At 73.0% G+C, this 19,685-nt stretch carries 19 protein-coding genes and 1 pseudogene; 8 read left to right on the top strand and 12 right to left on the bottom strand.

Annotated features, from left to right (window positions below; translation table 11 throughout):
• Positions 1-40: 40 nt before the first annotated feature.
• From ACZ68P_RS12400 to ACZ68P_RS12375, 6 genes and pseudogenes are all read right to left on the bottom strand, one after another.
• Positions 41-295, bottom strand: a complete 255-nt coding sequence (locus ACZ68P_RS12400) for a gas vesicle protein GvpG (RefSeq protein ID WP_471005328.1) — start codon at positions 293-295, stop codon at positions 41-43.
• A 24-nt stretch (positions 296-319) separates the two neighbouring features.
• Complete coding sequence (locus tag ACZ68P_RS12395; protein ID WP_471005327.1) at positions 320-1,033, bottom strand: GvpL/GvpF family gas vesicle protein; 714 nt, start codon at positions 1,031-1,033, stop codon at positions 320-322.
• A 3-nt stretch (positions 1,034-1,036) separates the two neighbouring features.
• On the bottom strand, positions 1,037-1,471 hold the full coding sequence (locus ACZ68P_RS12390) for a gas vesicle structural protein GvpA (protein WP_471005326.1): 435 nt from the start codon (positions 1,469-1,471) through the stop codon (positions 1,037-1,039).
• Positions 1,472-1,544: 73 nt separating this feature from the next.
• A complete protein-coding gene (locus tag ACZ68P_RS12385) occupies positions 1,545-1,844 on the bottom strand; it encodes a gas vesicle protein GvpO (RefSeq protein ID WP_471005325.1) in 300 nt (99 codons plus the stop codon).
• Positions 1,845-2,428: 584 nt separating this feature from the next.
• A pseudogene (locus ACZ68P_RS12380) lies at positions 2,429-2,685 on the bottom strand (hypothetical protein).
• Complete coding sequence (locus ACZ68P_RS12375; protein ID WP_471005324.1) at positions 2,685-2,921, bottom strand: hypothetical protein; 237 nt, start codon at positions 2,919-2,921, stop codon at positions 2,685-2,687. The pseudogene ACZ68P_RS12380 and the gene ACZ68P_RS12375 overlap by 1 nt, the downstream one beginning before the upstream one ends.
• A gap of 309 nt (positions 2,922-3,230) precedes the next feature.
• Here ACZ68P_RS12375 and ACZ68P_RS12370 point away from each other — a divergent pair, with 309 nt between their 5' ends.
• Positions 3,231-3,782 carry a hypothetical protein gene (locus tag ACZ68P_RS12370; RefSeq protein ID WP_471005323.1) on the top strand — a complete coding sequence of 184 codons (552 nt, stop codon included), beginning with the start codon at positions 3,231-3,233 and terminating at the stop codon, positions 3,780-3,782.
• 8 nt (positions 3,783-3,790) lie between these two features.
• Positions 3,791-6,637 carry a M56 family metallopeptidase gene (locus ACZ68P_RS12365; protein ID WP_471005322.1) on the top strand — a complete coding sequence of 949 codons (2,847 nt, stop codon included), beginning with the start codon at positions 3,791-3,793 and terminating at the stop codon, positions 6,635-6,637.
• A gap of 303 nt (positions 6,638-6,940) precedes the next feature.
• Here the strand turns inward: ACZ68P_RS12365 and ACZ68P_RS12360 are convergent, their stop codons facing one another.
• The 4 genes from ACZ68P_RS12360 to ACZ68P_RS12345 all read right to left on the bottom strand — a co-directional run bounded on the left by ACZ68P_RS12360 (position 6,941) and on the right by ACZ68P_RS12345 (position 11,468).
• Positions 6,941-7,372, bottom strand: coding sequence for a DNA ligase-like domain-containing protein (locus ACZ68P_RS12360; RefSeq protein WP_471005321.1), 432 nt, complete (start codon positions 7,370-7,372; stop codon positions 6,941-6,943).
• Positions 7,373-7,562: 190 nt separating this feature from the next.
• Positions 7,563-9,629, bottom strand: a complete 2,067-nt coding sequence (locus ACZ68P_RS12355) for an iron ABC transporter permease (protein ID WP_471005320.1) — start codon at positions 9,627-9,629, stop codon at positions 7,563-7,565.
• A gap of 4 nt (positions 9,630-9,633) precedes the next feature.
• A complete protein-coding gene (locus ACZ68P_RS12350; RefSeq protein WP_471005319.1) occupies positions 9,634-10,611 on the bottom strand; it encodes an iron-siderophore ABC transporter substrate-binding protein in 978 nt (325 codons plus the stop codon).
• Complete coding sequence (locus ACZ68P_RS12345) at positions 10,608-11,468, bottom strand: ABC transporter ATP-binding protein (protein ID WP_365722363.1); 861 nt, start codon at positions 11,466-11,468, stop codon at positions 10,608-10,610. Before ACZ68P_RS12345 ends, ACZ68P_RS12350 begins: the two co-directional genes overlap by 4 nt.
• 250 nt (positions 11,469-11,718) lie before the next feature.
• On the opposite strand from ACZ68P_RS12345, the gene ACZ68P_RS12340 reads away from it, so the two are divergent.
• The 6 genes from ACZ68P_RS12340 (at position 11,719) to ACZ68P_RS12315 (ending at position 17,972) form a co-directional block, all read left to right on the top strand.
• Positions 11,719-12,441, top strand: coding sequence for a DUF2470 domain-containing protein (locus ACZ68P_RS12340; RefSeq protein WP_471005318.1), 723 nt, complete (start codon positions 11,719-11,721; stop codon positions 12,439-12,441).
• A gap of 310 nt (positions 12,442-12,751) precedes the next feature.
• On the top strand, positions 12,752-13,423 hold the full coding sequence (locus ACZ68P_RS12335) for an isochorismatase family protein (RefSeq protein ID WP_471005317.1): 672 nt from the start codon (positions 12,752-12,754) through the stop codon (positions 13,421-13,423).
• 118 nt (positions 13,424-13,541) lie between these two features.
• Positions 13,542-14,579 (top strand): N-acetyl-gamma-glutamyl-phosphate reductase, encoded by a 1,038-nt coding sequence (argC, locus tag ACZ68P_RS12330; RefSeq protein ID WP_471005316.1) that lies wholly within the window; start codon positions 13,542-13,544, stop codon positions 14,577-14,579.
• Complete coding sequence (gene argJ, locus ACZ68P_RS12325) at positions 14,576-15,727, top strand: bifunctional glutamate N-acetyltransferase/amino-acid acetyltransferase ArgJ (RefSeq protein WP_471005315.1); 1,152 nt, start codon at positions 14,576-14,578, stop codon at positions 15,725-15,727. The genes argC and argJ overlap by 4 nt, the downstream gene beginning before the upstream one ends.
• A 149-nt stretch (positions 15,728-15,876) precedes the next feature.
• A complete protein-coding gene (gene argB, locus ACZ68P_RS12320) occupies positions 15,877-16,755 on the top strand; it encodes an acetylglutamate kinase (RefSeq protein ID WP_471005613.1) in 879 nt (292 codons plus the stop codon).
• Positions 16,752-17,972, top strand: coding sequence for an acetylornithine transaminase (locus tag ACZ68P_RS12315; protein ID WP_471005314.1), 1,221 nt, complete (start codon positions 16,752-16,754; stop codon positions 17,970-17,972). Before argB ends, ACZ68P_RS12315 begins: the two co-directional genes overlap by 4 nt.
• Before the next feature lie 401 nt (positions 17,973-18,373).
• Here the strand turns inward: ACZ68P_RS12315 and ACZ68P_RS12310 are convergent, their stop codons facing one another.
• Together ACZ68P_RS12310 and ACZ68P_RS12305 are read right to left on the bottom strand one after the other, a co-directional pair.
• Positions 18,374-18,907: a GNAT family N-acetyltransferase gene (locus ACZ68P_RS12310; protein WP_471005313.1), complete on the bottom strand. Its 534-nt coding sequence runs from the start codon at positions 18,905-18,907 to the stop codon at positions 18,374-18,376.
• A gap of 148 nt (positions 18,908-19,055) precedes the next feature.
• Positions 19,056-19,664 (bottom strand): 4'-phosphopantetheinyl transferase family protein, encoded by a 609-nt coding sequence (locus ACZ68P_RS12305; protein WP_471005312.1) that lies wholly within the window; start codon positions 19,662-19,664, stop codon positions 19,056-19,058.
• Between the last annotated feature and the right edge of the window lie 21 nt (positions 19,665-19,685).

Raw genomic sequence — 19,685 nt, 5'->3', positions numbered from 1 at the left:
CGCGCCCGGGGCGCGCCGGGCCGGCCGTCCCCGGAGGCGGTCATGAGCCGCTCGCCCGTCGCCGGTACTCCTCGATCTCGTCGAGGCGGTCCAGCAGCTCGTCCTCCCGCCGGTCGAACTCCTCCGCGTCGATACGGCCTTCGGTCAGCTCCCCGGCGAGTGCGGCCAGCTGCCTGCGTACGGGCTCGGGGTCGTAGTACTCCCGCTCGGCGGCGAGCACCACCTGGTCGAGCACCCAGGCCGTACCGCGCAGCGGGGCCATCGGGAAGGTCAGAACGCCGGTGATGAGCCCCATGGTCGGTACCTCCGTCCCGGACGGTCACACGAAGCTGTACGGCGGGAGCGGACCGGTCAGGGTGAAGGTGTACGCGTCACCCAGGCGGTCGGCCTCCGCGCTCACGGCCCGTACGAAGGCGTCCGACGAGTCGGCCGGGACGAGGAACGAGACGTTGAGGAAGTGGCTCGATCCCGGCTCGGCCCGGGAGGCCCGGGCCGCTGCCGGGGAGAGTCGCTCCAGGGTCGCCTCGGCCTGGCTGCCGCCGCGGGCGACCACCTCGTGGGCGACCAGTTCTCCCAGCGCGATCCGGTCGTCGTGCGTCGCCGATTCCGAGCGGGTGCGTTCGTTGAGCTCCCGGACCTGCTCGGACTGGACCATGATCTCGCGCAGCAGGTCCTCCTCGTCCCGGGCCGCCTTGAGGTTGTACTCGACGTGGCCGTCGAGTTCGGCCAGCCGCTGCCGGTACGCGTCGGCCTCCCGGCCGAGCACCTCCGCCACCCGTGCGTCGTCGGGGCCGAGGAGGCCGAACCGCATCGGCAGGGTCGCCCCGTCCGACATCAGGGCTTCGAGGACCTGCTCGTGGGCCAGCACGTCACGTCGCTTGGCGCGGAGCCCCTCGGGGGCGTCGCTGACGACCGCGGCCACCGAGTCCGCGGTGACGGCCCGCAGGGGCGACGGCGGTTCGCCGACGCCCTGGAGGTCGTCCAGGCGCAGAGGGTGGTCGGCGGAGGTGATGGCGTATACGTAGGTGGACACCTGCTACTCCTCGCGTCGGGCGGACGAGCGGCTCGACGTGGACTTGCGCGCCGGCTGCTTCCGCGGCTCTTCCTCGTTGTCGTCGTTCTTGCTCTTCAGGGAATCCGTGAATGCCTCGACGGCACCGCTCAGTGCGCCTTTCGACTTTCCCCTGGCCCCGCTTTCGGTCATGTCGCCGACGATGTCGGTGAGCTGGGTGGGAGCCTTTCGGCCCGATTCCAGGTCGAGTCGGTTGCACGCCTCGGCGAACCGCAGATACGTGTCCACACTGGCGACGACCACACGGACGTCGATCTTGAGGATTTCGATCCCGACCAGGGAGACGCGTACGAACGCGTCGATCACGAGGCCCCGGTCGAGGATGAGTTCCAGAACGTCGTAAAGATTTCCCGAGCCGCTTCCGCCGCTCGTTGCGTTGCTCTGCTGGACGAGTGTCACGGTGAAACTCCTTCCGGTGATGCCTGTGGCGGCCGGCCTCCCGCGTGGGGGGCGTCGGCGCGCCCGTCCGCCGTCAGCGGCGGTCGATCTGGCCTCGGGCGTAGCGTTTCGTGCGCTCGTAGCCCATGAGCCGGCCCTCGGGGTCGAGAGCGACGTGGTAGGACGCCATGACGCTCATCGTGTCCGGAATCTTTTCGAGTTCGACCACTTCCACGTCGGCGGACCAGCCTTCGTCGGTGGCTTTCACCGAAGAGACCGATCCCGTTTCGCACCCGAGGAGTTCGGAGAGCTGAGCGGAGGCCCGGCGCATTGCCGTGCCGATGTCGACGCGCTCGCCGGTCTTCTTGTCGCCTTCTTTGTCAGTCGTGTTCATGATCCCGCCTGTAGGGCCCGGAAGATCGGCCGGGAGATTCTCTTCTCCGTCCGCCGTCTATGGCTGTCGTTCGCGTGCCCGGCTGGCCCGAACGTATGCGTGACCCAACCCGATTCGGCCGAGCGGCCCGGGGGGAGACGCCTGCGGGATTCCGAATCGCCGTGCCCGTACGGGGGTTGACGGCGGCCCGGGGCCGACCCGCCTCGCCGGGGAGACGTACGTCACGCGCGCGGCCCGGCCCGACCGCGGCGCCCCGGACCGGTGCCTCCTTCTCCCTGGTCCGGGCCGAGGTCATGGAGTGCGACCACGCCTCCCTGATCCGGTGGGATCCGCTGCGACGCCACCACGCCGCGCCGGCCGGCGACCGCGCCGGGAACCCGTCCTTCTTCCACCCCATAGCCAGCTCCTCAGTCGCACGTCAGCGCCGCCCGATGCGACACAGGCGGGCCTTCCGTCAGCGGAACCAGCGAGAAACACTCCCACGAGCGCCACCGACAGATGCCCCGCCGACGTCACCGGGCCCTCTCCCCGCCGGTGTAGTTCCGGGAGCCGGAAAGGAGACGACGCCCGGACTTCAACGCCGGTCAGACCTCGATGGAGGCCACGACAACGACCGTGCGCAGCGCGGTGAGGAAGTACAGGACGCGGACGGCTTCGACCTCGTCGGCGTATTGCCGTAGCTGAGGGCCTGTGGTGTCGCCGGGGATCGGGTCGCCGATGTCCGGGTCTAGGGAGATGACGACCAGGGCGTGGATCTCCGCCTCGGTGGTGAGGTTCTCCAGTTGCCTGGCCGCGGCGTCGGAGCAGCGATCCTGGCGCGGCGGCCGTGGTGTGCGGGCATCAGGCGACGGCCGGGCGCTGGATGGCGAGGCGGGCGAGGTGAAGCTCGCGCAGCTCCTCCCACGGCGTGCACTGCTCGGGGTCAGGCAGGCCGTTGGTGGCGACGCCCTCCAGGACGGCGGCGAACTGAGCGGCCTGTGCGCCTGTCTTGGCCGCGTACGCGCGCACCGCGTCGGCGGCCGCGGGCTCCAGCAGCTGCCGGGCGGTGGTGTCGGCGTGTGCCGGCTGTTCGCTCATCGACGGCTCCATGGGCCGGACGGGCGTGCACTGGCCACGGTTCTCCGGGCGCGCGAAACCGGGACCACTTCCCTTCTGGCGGGACCCACCAGCAGGCCCAGGGATGGCGGGTGATGACGAATCCTCGACCGGTGCGAGCATGGTGTGGGCCCTAACCCCTATCGTCGAGTATTGGAATGGTCCGGCCCGCGCCCTGGGCGCACCTCCCGCGGTGGGCATGGTCCCGGGTCGTGACCTTGACGGGGAGGGGCCTCTGGTCTCCTTCCCTGTCCTGATGACACGGTGGGCGACTGACTCAAGGGGGGCGTCATGGACCCGGAAACAGGTATATCCGGCACCGGTACGAGCGGATCCGGACAGCGCAGGGTGCGGTCGGTGGTCCGCGAGGTGGTGGCAGAGGTCGCCCCGGCGGAGCTGGTCCTGGTGGACGGTTTAGCCCAGTTCGACGACGCCACGGCGGTACGGCGCCTGGGCGGCAGCGGCGGGCGACGGGAGCCGCTCGGGTTCGGCCTGGGCGAGTTGGCGGCGCTGGTCACACCCGTGGTGTGGCTGGTGCTCGATCAGACCGCGAGGAAGCTCGCGGAGTCCGCAGTCGACACCTCCATCAGCGGCACACGGGGCTGGTGGCGCAGGATGCGGCACGGAACGGAGGAACCGCTCGCCATCCCCCCGCTGACCGCCGAGCAACTGGCCGAGGTGCGCACACGTGTCGTGGAGACCGCGTCACGACGCGGTCTGTCCGCGGAGGAGGCCGAGGCCGTCGCCGACGCGGTGGTGGCCAGGCTGGCGCTCGCAGCCACGGACACGCCCCCGGAGAGACGGGAGGGCCCGGCCGGCGAAGACCCCTCGGGCGAGAGCTGAGGGAGACGATGGCCGACGAAGAACTGCTCCGGGCACGCCTGGCGGATCGACCCGTTCCTGCCGGCACGACCATGCGTTTCGGGCTGCTGGTCGTCCTGATGCTCGCCAGCGGCGTCTGGCTCGTTCCCATGGCGCTGACCGCCGCCGGGCTCAACCGCGGCATCGGCTGCTCGAGCGCGGCCGGTGTCGGCTTGTGGGAGGCTCCCACCGACGACGTTCTGCGCAGCGCGGCCTACCGGGCCTGCGCTGACGAGAACGGAGTGGTGCCCTGGTGGGTCGGGCCCGCCATGTCCGCTGTTCTGGTGGTCTTGGCCTGCGGACTCTTCTACGTCCTGCCCTGGTGGAAGGCGCGCAGGAACCGGGTCGTCCCCCTGGAGGTGCTGGATCACGACGGCCAGATCCTTCATCAGCTGAGCCGACTGGCGCAGGTGGCAGGGATCAAGCGGATGCCACGGGTCGTCGTGGATCCGTTCGCCGCCTCGACAGGCGCCGCGGTCTTCGGACGCACCGGCCGTCCGACGGTGTGCCTGCACGGCGGTCTCCTCGCCCGCAGAGCAGCGGTGCCGGAGGACTTCGAGGCCGTGCTGCTGCACGAACTGGCCCACATCCGCAATCGCGACGTCACCCTCACCTATGCCACGGTCGCGCTGTGGAGAACGTTCATCGCGGTCGTCCTCGTCCCCTACGCGGTGGGCTTCGGTGTCCTCGTCTTCAACTCGTACGCCCCGGAGACACCGCCGTACGAGGTGGGACTCCCCGCCTGGCGTGCCATCGCGCTCCCCGTGTTCATGACGGTGATCGTCTATCTCGCACGCTCGGACGTACTGCGCAGCCGGGAGCTCCACGCCGACCTCACCGCCGCCGGCTGGGGTGCGCACCCGCGCGTCTGGGGCTTCACCGAGCCGGCCCCGCCTGTGCGGGTGCTGCCCCGGGCGCTGCGCTCGTTCACGGAGCTGTGGCGTACGCACCCGAGGTGGGACTTCAGGCGGGAGGCCCTGGCCGACTCAACCCCGCTGTTCGAGGCGCCTGGTCTGCTGATGTTCCTGACGGGGGCCGCCGTCGTCATGGTCAACGGTCAGCTGTGGTGGTTCGGCGCGCACTTCGGCGGTGTGGGGCAGTGGGAGTGGCACGCGGGGACGGCGCTTCCCTGCGCTGTGCTGGTCACCGGAATCGCGGGTACCGTCCTGTGGCGCTCGACGGTGCACCGGCTGCTCAACGGGCGTCGCAGACTGACCGGGGCGTGGGCGGGCCTGTGGCTCGGCGTGGGAATGGTGGTCGCCGAACTGCTCGGGAACCGGATCGCGATCTTCAAATGGCTGCCCGGCGAACCCGTGATCGTGCTGCTCCTCGTCCTGGCGGGGCTGACATTCACCTGGTGGGTGACTCAGTGCTCCCACCTCTGGGCCACGGTCTTACGGGGCCGAGCGATCCGCTCGCCGATGCTGCTGACCCTGGCGGGAGCGTGCCTGGCCCTGTGCGCATGGTTCTGGTGGTGGCAGAGCTCCGGCGTGATCCTCGCAAACGTACCTGGACTCCTCGGCGACCCGCTCGGAACTCGGCACGGCGGACCCGCGACGGACCCGACCGGGGAACACGCCGCCATTCGCCGCGCGTCCGAACACGCCGTGGCGCTGCTGAGCACCACAGTCGCCGTTCCGATCGCGCTGCCGGCGGTCACCGTGCTGTGCATCGTGCCGCTGCTGGCCTGGACGGTCCGCCCACTTCTCCCGGCCCACGGGCAAAGCGCCTTAACGGGCATCAAGGAGCGGGTGATCCCCACTACTCCGCTGCCGCGCCTCCGCCGCATCGTGATGGCCGGACTGATCGGCGGAACAGTGTGCTGCGCCGCCGCGGTGGCGGTGAAGGCGTACATGCACATGCTCGGAGGACAACCGACCAACCGGCTCCAGTGGCTCTCGCGAGCCGTGCTGTTCCAGGACGGGATGAGCGTCTCCCTCCTGGCAGGAGCCGGAGTCGCGGCTCTCACCGCAAGCCTGCTCGCGGACCGCTACCGGCTGATCGCCGGGCTCGTCGGCGCCAACGTCGCCGCGGCGGTGGGCTACGGCGGCATATGGGTCCTCACCGCTTCGGACGGCTGCGTCTCGGGCATGAGCACGTTCCTGTCCGCCTGCGACTGGCGGCCGGTCGTGGCGTGGAAGTCGTTCCGGTACCTCCTGGGCATCCTCCTTGTCCTCGTCGCCGTCGAAGGCATCGTCTCGGCCGCAGCCGTCTCTGCCGTACGACGGGCATTCCGGCGGCCGCCCGGCCCCGCGGCCGCCCCCCGGGAGGGGCGGGAGCACCGAGGCCTGCGCACCCGCCGCCTGGCCGCGGGAGGGCTGTGCGCGGGAGCCGTCGGGATGTCCGCTGCGGTTCTGTTCCTTCCGGGACCCTCGGGCAGCGCCTCCGCCGTGGCGGCAGCGCGACCCATCTCGCATCCGCGATTCACCGCCGAGGAAGCGGCGATACAGGCAGAAGCCTGGTACAGCCTGGGTGGCCGGGACCTGATGGTCCGCTACGTCAACAACCTCGACAGGCTCCTGGCTCTGGGGCCGGAGGCGCAGCGGTCTTCGGACGGTGACGCGCTCATCAGGTCGCGGCTTCCCGCCATCTGCGCCGAGTTCGGGAAGATCGCCGAGGACGCCAGAGCCTACTTCCCCGTCCCGGCCCCACGGCTTCTGCCGAGCTGGAGGACGTTCACGACGAGGGCGGCCCGAGGCAGTGAGGACTGTCTGACTGGCCTGCGCCAGAACGATGCCGTCCTTCTCGCTGCCGGAATCAAGGAGCTCAACCTGGCGACTCGCGCCGTCGACACCATAAACGGATGGGTGACCGCCGGCCGGCCGGCCCGCCCCTGAGGAGACATATGCCAGAGCGGGTTGGGCTCGTCACCCACTGGCAGGCGTCGCCCCCGCGCCGAACACCGCTACGTCCGCCGTGGTGACGTCCAGCCGCAGCCGTACGAAGCGCAGCGGATGCCGCCACGCGCCGCGGTCGTGGCGGTGTCGGCGCTGAGCTCGGCGACCTGGTCGGGGCGACGAGGGTCACGTCGAGCGGGTCTCTGTCGCTGCCCCAGGTGGCGGTGACCCGTATGCCGGTCCACGGATGGTCGATGCCGGCTGCGGTGAGGTGGCCGGCGAGCTGGCGGGCGGTGTCCGGCTTCAGCGGTGTGGTGCGGCCCATGGCGCGCAGCTGTCCGCTGGTGTCGTAGCGGCCGAGGACGAGAAGCTGGGCTGCTGGAGTGTGCCGGTGATGCCACCGATGATCGCTTCGGTCGTCTCGCGTCTCCTGACCTTGGTCCACCCTCGGACTCCGGGCCGGTACGTCTGCTGCAGGCCCTTGATGACGATGCCCTCCACGCCGGGCACGTCGGTCCAGGAGGTCAGCCATTCGCGGGCGGTGGCGGGGTTGGGGGTCATCGGGCACAGCGTCCAGGGGGCGGTCAGGCCCTGTGCGGTGAACAGGTGCTCCAGGGTGGCGCGGCGCCGTTCCAGCCTCGCGAGCTTGGCGTACTCGCCCGACCGCCAGTTCTGCCTCCCGTGCCACGCCCGCACTGAAACGCACGCCGTCGCGAGCGTGCTATCGGCGGTCACCAGAGCGGCTCCGTAAAGCACGATCGCCGAAATGAGATTCCGGGGAGGTGGGGCGGCCGTCCCGCGCGCCGCCGCCTGGGGCCTAGGACCTGCTCCGTGAGCGGGTGCGGGGCGGGAGGCCGGGCGCGGCACCCCGTCCCCTCGCCCCGGCCGGGCCAAGGCGTGTGGGCCGGAACGCCCGGCACAGGCGCTACCGGCGGCTGCGGACGAGCAGGTAGAGGAAGTACGGCGTGCCGATGGCGGCCGTCATGAGGCCCGCGCCGAGCTGGGCCGGGGCGATGACCGTGCGGCCCACCATGTCGGCGACGCAGACGAGCAGCGCGCCGAGGAGCAGGGACACGGGGACGACGCGGTGGTGCTGACGGCCCACCAGCGCGCGGGCGGCGTGCGGGGCGACGAGGCCCACGAAGCCGATCGTGCCGGCGGCGGAGACCGCGGTGGCGCTGAGCAGGACGCTCAGGACGAGGAAGCCGAGGCGCCCCTTCCCGACGTCGAGGCCGAGGAGCCTGGGCGTGTCCTCGTCGAGGGAGATCAGGTCGAGTTCGGTGCGCCGGGCGACGGCGACGACCACGCCGACGGCGAGGACCCCGGCGAGGGGCGCCACGTCGGGGAAGGTCCGGCCGTAGGTGGAGCCGGACAGCCAGGTGAGCGCCTTGGTCGCGTTGAACGGATCGGTGAGGATGATCAGCAGGCTGACCAGGGCGGCCGTCGCGGTGGCCGCGCCGAAGCCGATGAGGACGAGACGGTTCTGCTGGAAGCCGCCCCGGGCGGCGAGCCCGAAGACGATCGTGGCGGTGATCGCGGCGCCCGCGAGCGCGGCGCCCGCCACGCTCCACGGCGAGGCCAGGGGGGCCGTGGTCACCAGGAGGACGGCGCCGAGCGCCGCGCCGCCGGTGACGCCGAGGATGTTGGGTTCCGCGAGCGGGTTGCGCGTGACGGCCTGGACGAGCGTTCCGGCCAAGGCGAGGGCGGCGCCGGCGAGGAGTGCGGCGACGACGCGCGGCACCCGTGTGTCGAGGACGAAGGAGACGGCGCGGCCGGCCCTGCCCTGCGTCCAGTTGAAGACGTCGCCGAGGAGCAGCTTCGTGTCGCCCAGCAGGACGGAGGCGATGGCGGCGCCGACGAGCACGGCCACGATGACCGCCGTGGTGGCGAGGAAGACCGTACGGCTTCGGATGCGCAGCCGTTCGACCGCCGCGGCGCCCGCGGTGTCGCGGACCCGGGTGGCCATGACGATGAGGAAGACGGCGCCGACGAGGCTGGTGACGACACCGGTGGGTACGGCGACGGCGAGGTCCGCGGGGACCAGGAAGCGCAGGAGCACGTCCGAGCCGAGGACGAGCGCGGCGCCGGCGAGGCCGGTGACCGGGAGGCTCGACCGGGTCTTGTTGAACGCGCGGACGCGGCGGGCGAGGGGGCGGACCAGGGCGGGGGCGCACAGGCCGACGAAGCCGATCGGTCCGGCGAGGGTGACGGCCGCCGCGGAGAGCATGGCGGCGAGCACGACCGCCGTGACGCGGGTGGCGCGGACCGGGACGCCGAGGCCGCGGGCCGCGTCGTCGCCGAGGGCCAGGGCGTCGACCCGGCGGGAGACGAGGAGAAGCCCGGTCAGGCCGACGAGGCAGACGGGCGCCAACTGCAGGACGCCGTCGAACCCGTTCTGGGCGATGCTGCCCTGGTTCCACTGGTAGAGACCCTCGGTCTCCCGGGGGAACAGCAGGAGCAGTCCCTCGGTGACGGCGGTGAGGCCGAGGGTGAGGGCGCTTCCGGCGAGCACGAGCCGTACGGTGCCCGCGCCCAGGCCCGACAGGCCGAGGACGACGGCCGCCGCGGCGAGTCCGCCGGCGAACGCGACGCCGGCGCCGGCGACCAGCGGGAGCGTGACGCCGGTGACGGCGGCCACTCCGAGGGCCAGGTAGGAGCCGGCGTTGACGGCGAGGGTGTCGGGCGAGGCGATGACGTTGCGGCTGACCGCCTGCAGGGCGGCGCCCGCCATGCCGAGGACGGCGCCGACGAGGAGTCCGGCGACCGCCCGGGGCAGTCGGGAGGCGATGACGACGGAGGCGTCGGACGGGTCGGCCCGGCCGGTGAGCGCCTTCCAGACCTCGGGCGCGCCGACGGCGGCCGTGCCCTGGGTGATGTCGACGACCGCGAGGGCCGTGACGAGGAGGACGAGGCCGGCCGTCACCGCGGCCGCGCCCGTACGGGACACGGCCGCCGCGGGACGGGTGGCGGGGGTGGTCGCGGTGACGGCCATGGTCCTACTTCGTCAGGGCGGTGACGACCGCGTCGATGTACGTGTTCATGGACTCGGGTCCGCCGAACATCCAGATGCCGTCGGGCAGACGGTGGACGTCGTTCTTCTTCACGAAGGGCAGGGAGGTCCAGACCTTGTCCTTGGCGAGGACGCCGGTGAAGGGGGTGCTGGAGGCGTCGCCGTTGTTGCCGATGTAGGCGAACTGCACGTCACCGAGCTTGGTGAGGCCCTCGACGTCGGTGGTGCCGAGGCCGTAGGCCTCGTCGCCCTTGACGGTCCAGGCGTTCTTCAGGCCGAGCTTCTCGCTGACGGCGCCGATGAGCGAGCCGCTCGTGAAGGGCCGGAGCGAGACCTGGTTGGAGACGACGTAGCCGTCGGCGAAGGCGTAGCGCGCGCCGCCGAGGCCGGCGCCGGCGAGGGTCTTCCTGCCCTCCTCCATCTTCGCCTCGAACTGCTTCTTGAGCTTGGCGGACTGCTCGGTGGTGCCGGTGGCCTGGGCGATGAGGTCGAGGTTCTTCGTCATCCGGCCGATCGGGTCGGCAGCGTCGGCGGCACGGATCTCGAGGACCGGGGCGACCTTGCGGAGCTGCTTGACGGCGGCCGGCGGCAGGTCGGTGGTGGCGACGATGAGGTCGGGGGCCAGGCCGGCGATGGTGTCCATGCTCGGCTCGCCGCGGGTGCCGACGTCCTTGGGCTCGTTCTTCAGCGGGACGGCGGAGGCCCACATCTTGTAGCCCTTGACGTCGGAGACGCCGACAGGGGCGACGCCGAGCGAGACGAGGCTCTCGACGACGTTCCACTCGGTCGCGACGACCTTCTTGGCGGGGCCGTCGAGCTCCAGCTTGCCGCCGGAGTCGTCGGTGATCGTGATGCGCTCGGCGGTCTTCTTGGCATCGCCGTCGGCGGCGGGCTCGGTCGTCCCGCAGGCGGTCATGGTGAGGGCCGCGGCGGTGGCGGCCGCGGTGAGGAGGAGGCGTCTCATGAGGAGGTGCCGAGCCTTTCGCTTCGCGTGTGGTGGCGGCCGATCGCGCGGGTGCGCAGCCGACCGGTGAGGGTGTCGGTGTCGACTTCGATGCGGATGCCGTAGGTGTCGGTCAGCCGCTCGGCTGTCAGTACGTCGTGGGGGAGGCCGTCGGCGACGATCCGTCCGGACCGGAGCAGGACGATCCGGTCGGCGACGGCCGCGGCCTGGTCGAGGTCGTGCAGGACGGCGCCGACGGCGATGCCGTGGTCGTCCGCCAGGTCCCGTACGAGGTCGAGGAGTTCGACCTGGTAGCGCAGGTCCAGGTAGGTGGTCGGTTCGTCGAGGAGGAGCACGCCGGTCTCCTGGGCCAGGCAGCCGGCCAGCCAGACGCGCTGGAGCTGCCCGCCGGACAGGTGCTCGGCGCCGCGTTCGGCGAACTCCGCGACGCCGGTCAGGGCGAGCGCGCGGTCCACCGCTGCGCGGCCGTCCGGGTCCGTCCGGCCCCAGCGGCCCCGGTAGGGGTAGCGGCCGAACTCGACGACGTCGCGTACGGTCAGCCCGCTCGGCGTGGGCCGGCCCTGGGTCAGCAGGGCGACCCGGCGCGAGAACTCACGGGGCGACAGGGCCAGACCGTCCGTGTCGGCGTCGATGACGAGCGTGGCGGTACGGGGCCGCTGCAAGCGCGCGATCGTACGCAGGAGCGTCGACTTGCCGCTGCCGTTGGGGCCGACGAGGACGGTGACCTCGCCGGGCCGCAGCGTCATCGAAGCGCCGTGGACGACGTCGACGCCGTCGTACGCCACGGTGACGTCCGTGGCCGACAGTTCATGGCCGCGGGGGCGTCCGGCCGCGGATCTCTCTTCACCAGCTTGCACGAGCAGAAGGTTAGCCTAACCTAACCATTTCGCAAAAGGCGGTCCGGCGAGGGCGTACGAGGCACTCACCGGCCACCCCCCTCCCCTCCGGTCACTCCCCTTTCAGTCGCGCCCCCCACTCAGGGATCGGCGCGGCTCACCGGGATATGGACGCACGAGCGGGTGCAAGTTAGGTTAGCCTTACCTCAGTCGAGGCGCCCCGGCGTCCCGTCCCGAGCCTCCATCCGTCCCCTTTTCGCGAGGAGTTCACGTGAGCGCCGCCCCCGACACCGCCCTGCCCGAGCAGACCGCGGCGGAGCTCGTCCGCTCCGTCCTCGCGCGGGCCGTCTCCCTGTCGCTCACCACCGACGGGCAGGAGTACGACCTGATCGGCATGCACGCGGTGGGCAGGAAGGGGCGGATCACGCTCCGTCCCCAGGCGGACAGCCCGCTGGCGGCGCAGATCACCACGGCGCCCCGCGGAAGCCTCGCCGCCCTCCTGGAGTTCACCGACATCACGCCGACGGCGCTCCGGGACCGCGTACGGGCGAGGGTGACGATCTCCGGCTGGCTCGCCCCGGCCGGACCGGAGGAGGACGACGCGCTGCGGCTCGACCTCGCGCGCGTGACCCTGCGGACCTCGGCGGGGACCGTGGAGGTCGGCCTCGACGAGTTCGCCCTCGCCGAACCCGACCCGCTCGCCGTCGAGGAGGCCGCGATGCTGACCCATCTCGCGGACGCGCACGAGGACATGGTGGCGGACCTGGTCGTCCTGGCCGGATCGCGTCTGCCGCACGGGGTCGTACGGGCCATGCCGCTCGCGGTGGACCGGCACGGCATCACCCTGCGCTGCGAGTACCGCGAGGGCCACTGCGACCTGCGCCTGCTCTTCCCGGCCACCGCCCGCGACGCGGCCGAGGCGGGGGAACAGGTCCGCCGGCTCCTCACGACGCCCCGCTGCGCGCACCACGGGCATCCTTCCGCGCGGTCCTGACCCACGGGCGGAAGGGCCGGAGGACGAGCGCCCGCACGTCCCGCCGTACGCCCGCCGGCTCGCCGCCCCGCCCGCCGACGCACCCATGGGGCTCGCCGCACGCCGTCGACCTGCGACGGAGCCGCAGAGCGTTCACCTTTTCGTCACACTCCGTCAGACAACGCTACTGACAAGGCGGTTGAGCGCGAGCGGGCGTCGGGACGAGCCGCGCGCGATCGACCCACCGCCGACAGAACTTAGGTTAGCTCAGCTAAGCAGTGATCGTGGGGCGGGCATCGCGTACGCCCTCGTCATCCGGGGAGGAATCACCATGGGTCTGCCGGCCATCGACCCCTACCCCATGCCGCGATCCGGCATGCTCCCCCGCTCCTGCGCGTCCTGGACCATCGACCCCGGCCGTGCCGCGCTCCTGGTCCTCGACATGCAGAACCACTTCGTGGAGCCGTACTCCGCCGGAGGATCGCCGGTCGTGGAGCTGGTCGACAACATCGCCGCCCTGCGCGAACTCGCCGGGGCGCTCGGCCTGCCGGTCGTCTTCAGCGCCGAGCCCGCCGGCCAACGTCCCGGCCAGCGGGGCCTGGTGGCCGACGTCTGGGGCCCCGGCATAGGAGACGAACGAGAAGCGGCGGCCATCGTCGAGCCGCTCACACCCCGTCCGGGCGAGCACGTGCTCGCCAATGTGCGCCCCAACGCCTTCCTCCGCAGCCACCTCGGCCGGCTGCTGCGGGAGGAGGGCCGTGACCAGCTGATCGTCTGCGGCGTGTACGCCCACCTCGGCGTCCTTCTGACCGCCGCAGACGCCTTCATGAACGACATCCAGCCCTTCGTCGTCGCCGACGCGGTGGCGGACCTCTCGCCGGAGGAGCACGCCATGGCCCTGCGGTGGGCCGCCCGCAGCGGCGTCGTGTGCACGACGGAGTCCTTGATGCGCGACCTCCTGCTCAACAGGTGGTCGCCGCACGGCCTCCGCAGGGACGCCTGACGGCTCCCCGCGAGCCGGTCGTCCGCCCCGGGGCCGGACCGAACGGGCCCCGGCGGCGACCCCGCCGCACCCGCCCTGCGACAACAGCCCCCACACGTACCGAGAGAGACGGATCGAGATGACCTTGAAGGTCGCGGTGGCCGGTGCCAGCGGCTACGCCGGCGGGGAGATCCTCCGCCTGCTGGTGGCGCACCCCGAGGTGGAGATCGGCGCGGTGACCGCACACGGCAACGCGGGCCAGGCTCTGGGCTCCGTACAGCCCCATCTGACCGCGCTCGCCGACCGCGTCCTGACCCCGACCTCGGCACTCGCTCTACGCGGCCACGACGTGGTGTTCCTGGCCCTGCCGCACGGTCAGTCGGGCGCGATGGCGGCGGAGTTGGACCCCGGCACGCTCGTCGTGGACTGCGGCGCCGACTTCCGGCTGCGCGATCCGGCGGCCTGGGAGCGCTTCTACGGCTCCGCACACGCCGGCACCTGGCCCTACGGACTCCCGGAACTGCCGGGCGCGCGGGCAGGGTTGAAGGGAGCGCGGCGGATCGCCGTGCCGGGCTGCTACCCCACGGCGGTGACGCTCGCGCTGTTCCCCGCCTACGCCGCCCGTCTGGTGGAGCCGGAGGCCGTGATCGTGGCGGCGAGCGGCACGTCGGGCGCCGGCCGGGCGCTCCGGCAGCAGCTCCTGGGAGCCGAGGTGATGGGCTCCATGAGCCCGTACGGCGTCGGGGGCGGCCACCGGCACACCCCCGAGCTGATCCAGAACCTCTCCGCGGTGGCCGGCGAACACGTCAGAGTCTCCTTCACCCCGACGCTGGCGCCCATGCCCCGGGGCATCCTCGCCACCTGCTCGGCCGCCCTCCGTCCCGAGGCGGCCGCCGCCGGGCCGGGGGCCGCGCGCGCGGCCTACGAAACCGCCTACGCCCACGAGCCGTTCGTCCGTCTGCTGCCGCCCGGCCGGTGGCCCTCGACGGCCGCGGTCCTCGGCTCCAACACCGTCCAGGTGCAGATCGCCCTGGACCCGGACGCCGGCCGGCTCGTCTGCGTGAGCGCCGTCGACAACCTGACGAAGGGCACCGCGGGTGGTGCGGTGCAGAGCATGAATGTCGCCCTCGGCCTGCCGGAACGGCTGGGCCTGCCCACGAATGGAGTGGCTCCGTGAGTGTGACCGCTGCCCGAGGATTCCTCGCCTGCGGTGTGGCCGCCGGGATCAAGGAATCCGGTGACCGCGATCTGGCCCTGGTGGTGAACCGGGGGCCGTCCCGCGCCGCCGCCGGCGTCTTCACCTCCAACCGCGTGCAGGCCGCGCCCGTACGCTGGTCCCGGCGCGCCCTCGCGGACGGCCGGATCTCGGCCGTCGTCCTCAACTCCGGTGGCGCCAATGCCTGTACGGGACAGGCCGGGGCCGTGGACGCGCTGCTGACGGCCGAGCACACGGCCCGGGTGGTGGACGCGCCCCCGTCCGAGGTCGCGGTCTGCTCCACCGGGCTCATCGGCGTGCGGCTGCCGATGGACCGCCTCATGGCGGGCATCACCGCGGCCGGCGGCCGGCTGTCGCCGGAGGGCGGCGAGGACGCCGCCGTCGCGATCAAGACGACGGACTCCGTGCACAAGACCGCCGTCGCCTCCGGGTCCGGCTGGACGGTGGGCGGGATGGCGAAGGGCGCGGGCATGCTCGCGCCCGGTCTCGCCACCATGCTGGTCGTCCTCACCACGGACGCCGACGTGAGCGCGGCCGGCCTCGACGCGGCGCTCCGCGCGGCGGTGCGCACCACCTTCGACCGGGTGGACTCCGACGGCTGCATGTCCACCAACGACACCGTCCTGCTGCTCGCCTCGGGCGCCTCGGGGATCACGCCCGAGCCGGAGGAGTTCGGGCGGGCCGTGCACGCCGTGTGCCTGGACCTGGCGCGGCAGCTGGTGGCGGACGCGGAGGGCGCGTCCAAGGAGATCGAGGTGACGGTGGTCGGCGCGGCCACCGAGGACGACGCCGTCGAGGTGGGCCGGTCCGTGGCCCGCAACAACCTCCTCAAGTGCGCGCTGCACGGGGAGGACCCGAACTGGGGCCGGGTGCTGTCGGCCATCGGTACGACCTCGGCCGCCTTCGATCCCGACCGCCTGGACGTGGCGATCAACGACGTGCGGGTGTGCCGCAACGGCGCGGCGGGCGAGTCGCGGGACAAGGTCGACCTGTCGGGGCGCCTGGTCACGATCACGGTGGACCTCTGCTCCGGAGACTCCTCGGCGGCGATCTGGACCAACGACCTCACCGCCGAGTACGTCCACGAGAACAGCGCGTACAGCTCATGAGCGGCCCGGGGACGACACGGGCGGGACATCCGCCCCTCGGCCGGCCCGGCGTCGGCGCCGACCGTGCCGCCGAGCCGGCCGCCGCCGACCTTCCCTGGCTCGAGGAGCTCCAGGGCAGGACGGTCGTCGTCAAGTTCGGCGGCAACGCCATGGTGGACCCGGCGCTCTACCGGACCTTCGCCCAGGACGTCGTGGAGCTGTGGCACGCGGGCCTGCGACCGGTGGTCGTCCACGGCGGCGGTCCGCAGATCAGCGCCATGCTCGACCGCCTCGGCCTGGAGGTCCGCTTCGAGGCGGGCCTGCGGGTGACGACACCGGAGACCATGGACGTCGTCCGCATGGTGCTGACCGGATCCGTCCAGCGGGAGCTCGTCGGCGCCCTCAACGCCCACGGCCCCTTCGCCGTCGGCCTGTCGGGCGAGGACGCGCACACCATGACCGCCGTACGGAGACCCGCGTGGGTGGACGGCAGGCCCGTGGACATCGGCCTCGTCGGCGAGGTCGTCGACGTGGAGCCCCGCACCGTGCGCACCCTGCTCGAGGAGGGCCGCATCCCCGTGATCTCGCCCGTCGCACGCGGCACGGACGGGGCGGTCTACAACGTCAACGCCGATCTCGCGGCCTCCGCGCTGGCCGTGGCCCTCGAAGCGGAGCGCCTGGTGGTGCTGACCGACGTCGAGGGGCTGTACGCGGACTGGCCGCACAGCACCGAGGTCATCGAGCGACTGACGGCCGCGCAACTGGACGCGATGCTCCCCGCGCTCGCCAGTGGCATGCTCCCGAAGATGGAGGGCTGTCTGAGAGCGGTGCGGGCGGGGGTCCGCAAGGCCCAGGTCATCGACGGCCGGGTGCCGCACGCGCTGCTGCGCGGCGTCTTCGCCGAGAACGGCCCGGGCACGACCGTCGTGCCGGACGCGGCCACGCCCACGGCTGCGGCGGAACACGGTCCGGGGACGGACCCGGACGCCGACGGGGACGCCGACCGGAGCACGGGCCTGCGGGCCGAGGCCGAGGAGGTCGGCGCGTGAGCGACCTCGAAGGACCGCTGCCCCTCGCCGACCGCTGGCGAGCGGTCATGATGGACACGTACGGCACTCCCCCGCTGGCTCTGGTCCGGGGCGAGGGCGCCACGGTGTGGGACGAGGCCGGGCGCGCCTACACCGACTTCACCGGCGGCATCGCGGTCAACACCCTGGGCCACGCCCATCCGGCCGTCGTCGCCGCCGTCCGGGCGCAGATCGCCCGGCTGGCGCACGTGTCGAACCTGTTCGTCTCCGAACCGCCGGTCGCGCTGGCCGAACGGCTGCTGAGCCTGCTGGGCAGGCCGGGCCGGGTCTTCTTCGCGAACTCCGGTACGGAGGCGGTCGAGGCCGCCTTCAAGATCGCCCGCAGGACCGGGCGGCCGCACCTCGTCGCGGCGACGGGCGGATTCCACGGACGCACCATGGGGGCGCTGGCCCTCACCGGACAGCCTGCCAAGCGGGCTCCCTTCCTGCCGCTGCCCGGCGAGGTCACGCACGTCCCGTTCGGCGACGTGGCCGCCCTGCGCGCGGCCGTCACCACGCACACCGCGGCGGTGGTCCTCGAACCGGTGCAGGGGGAGGCCGGGGTCGTCCCGGCGCCCGAGGGGTACCTGCGCGCCGCCCGGGAGATAACCCGGGCGGCCGGAAGCCTGCTCGTCCTGGACGAGGTGCAGACCGGCGTCGGCCGCACCGGCCACTGGTTCGCGCACCAGGCCGCCGACGGCGTCGAGCCCGATGTCGTCACCCTCGCCAAGGGGCTGGGAGGCGGACTGCCGATCGGGGCCGTGGTCGCCTTCGGCGGGGCCGCCGGCCTGCTGGGTCCCGGCGAGCACGGGTCCACCTTCGGCGGCAATCCGGTGGCGTGCGCTGCCGGGTTCGCCGTCCTGGAGACCATCGAGGCCGAGGGGCTCCTCGACCGGGCCGTCCGCGTGGGTGACCGGCTGCGCCGGGGCATCGCGGCGGCGGCAGGCGTGGGGGCCGCCGACGGGCCGGGCCGTGTGGGGGTCGCCGAGGTGCGGGGCGCGGGTCTCCTGCTGGGTGTCGTGCTCACCGCGCCGAGCGCGGCCTTCGTCCAACGGGCGGCGCAGGACGCGGGATTCCTTGTCAACGCGGCCGGCCCGGCCGTCGTCCGGCTGGCGCCGCCCCTGACGGTCACGGAGCGCCAGGTGGACGAGCTGGTGGAGGCGCTGCCGAAGATCCTCCGGGCCGCCGGAGGCGCCTGACCCGTACGGACACCCCGCGACACCCGGACGCGGCCCAGGTCGTGTCCGCAGAGTCTCGCCTGGATCGCGACGCCCTCCGGGCGGACGCCGATACTCTCCGGACACTCCCTGAGCGGGCCCGGAAGCCGACGCGGCTTCCGGGCCCGCCCGTCGCGTTCCGTTCTCACCGCGCCCCGCGGGGCTTGCGGCCCTGGGGCAGGGCTCCTGCGCCGTCCGTGCGTTCGTCGTTCGTGGGTGCCGTCGAGCGTGCGGTCGCCGTCGTGCACGCGCCCAGGCGCGTGCGTCGGCGAGCGGGCCCCGGCCGTGCGAGACCCCTCGCGCGCGCTCCGTGCGAGACCCCTCGTCTGCCCGACTCCGCACCGGACGCTGCCTGCAAGCGCCGCGCCTCGTGGCTCAGCGCCTCACAGGGGGCGGGCAAGCACGCGGGCGTGGCGGCAGGGGTCCAGGGACCGCGCCCAGGCCGTCGGGGCAAGGTTCGGGCAGGCCGGGGCGAAGCCGTGCCGGAGGAAGAGGCGGCCGCTGCCGGTCGTCGCGGTGAACAGGGCCCGCAGGGAGTGGCTTCGTGCCCTCGCCACCGCCGCGTGCAGCAGCCGGGCGCCCATGCCGCCGCCCTGCCGGTGCGTGGCGACGCAGAAGTTGTAGAGGACGCCCGCGGCGCTACGGCCGGCGGCCGGGTCGGCGGCGTGGAGGCTCAGCCCGAGACACCCTTCGAGGGAGCCGTCGGGGGCTTCGGCGACGAGGAAGTCGTCCACCTGGGCGGCGTATTGGGCCCGCGAGCGCTCGCGCAGGGCGCCGGAGCGGGCGAACGGCCCGGACAGCGCGGCGAGTGCGACGGCGTCGCCGGGCCGGGCGGGCCGGACGGTGAACGGGGTGGGGCCGGGCGGGGGCGCGACGCGGGGCGGCAGCGTGGCGGTGCGCGGCGGGGCCGTGATCAAGGCTTTCCTTCCTCGGTTCCACCGCGCGCGACAGGGGAGGCGGGTTCGCCGCGTCACCCCGGTGAAACTCACGACCCAGGTTAGCCTCACCTAAGTGAATGACCAAGTCGGCTTGTGCGCACGGCACTTCGGCCAGGAAGCAGAGCCGCTACCGGCGGATCGCACAGGCCGCCGCGTAGCCGGGGTAGGTGGGGACGTCCGTCACCGACCAGCCGGGTACGTCCGCCGGCGCCGCGCCCGCACCGACGTAGGTGACGGACAGGTCCTCGCCCAGGCCGATGCCGACCCCTTTGAGGTACGCCTCCTTACGGGCCCAGCAGCGTCCGACGGCGGCGGGGCGGTCCGAGGGCGGCAGGGCCGCCAGTTCGGCGCGCTCGTCACGGTGCAGCAGCTGTCCGACCTCCGCGGCCGTCTCGGGCGCGGGCCACTGCTCGACGTCGACACCCACCGGAGTGTCCGCGAAGGCCATCAGGACGGCGTCGCCGGCGTGCGAGAGGGAGAAGTGGAGCGGTACGGGCCCCGGGTCGGCCACGGCCGGGCGGCCGTGCGGTCCGCCGCATCCCGGGCACGGCTCGGGCGCGAGGCGCACGCGCGCCGGATCGCGCCGCAGGTAGGCGCCGAGGAGCTGACGGAGCGCCACATGGGCGACCCGGTAGCGGTCCCGGTCGGCGGCCCGGCGCAGGGACCCGCAGCGGGCGCGCTCCGCCTCGTCGAGGAGCTCGGACAGCGCGTGGGCCCGCGTCGCGTCCGCGCTCACGCGCGCGGCCCACAGACGAGG

It is taken from the genome of Streptomyces sp. NPDC036822 (genome assembly GCF_055609145.1).
The sequence above is the reverse complement of the archived record's forward strand: the minus strand, read 5'-3'. Positions and strand labels throughout refer to the sequence as shown.

Excerpts from the sequence above, each read along its gene's own strand:
- ACZ68P_RS12375 (WP_471005324.1), bottom strand. The coding sequence starts at position 2,921 with ATGAGCGAACAGCCGGCACACGCCGACACCACCGCCCGGCAGCTGCTG.
- argC (WP_471005316.1), top strand. The coding sequence starts at position 13,542 with ATGACCTTGAAGGTCGCGGTGGCCGGTGCCAGCGGCTACGCCGGCGGG.
- ACZ68P_RS12385 (WP_471005325.1), bottom strand. The coding sequence starts at position 1,844 with ATGAACACGACTGACAAAGAAGGCGACAAGAAGACCGGCGAGCGCGTC.
- ACZ68P_RS12370 (WP_471005323.1), top strand. The coding sequence starts at position 3,231 with ATGGACCCGGAAACAGGTATATCCGGCACCGGTACGAGCGGATCCGGA.
- ACZ68P_RS12365 (WP_471005322.1), top strand. The coding sequence starts at position 3,791 with ATGGCCGACGAAGAACTGCTCCGGGCACGCCTGGCGGATCGACCCGTT.
- ACZ68P_RS12400 (WP_471005328.1), bottom strand. The coding sequence starts at position 295 with ATGGGGCTCATCACCGGCGTTCTGACCTTCCCGATGGCCCCGCTGCGC.
- ACZ68P_RS12350 (WP_471005319.1), bottom strand. The coding sequence starts at position 10,611 with ATGAGACGCCTCCTCCTCACCGCGGCCGCCACCGCCGCGGCCCTCACC.
- ACZ68P_RS12335 (WP_471005317.1), top strand. The coding sequence starts at position 12,752 with ATGGGTCTGCCGGCCATCGACCCCTACCCCATGCCGCGATCCGGCATG.
- ACZ68P_RS12355 (WP_471005320.1), bottom strand. The coding sequence starts at position 9,629 with ATGGCCGTCACCGCGACCACCCCCGCCACCCGTCCCGCGGCGGCCGTG.
- argB (WP_471005613.1), top strand. The coding sequence starts at position 15,877 with ATGGTGGACCCGGCGCTCTACCGGACCTTCGCCCAGGACGTCGTGGAG.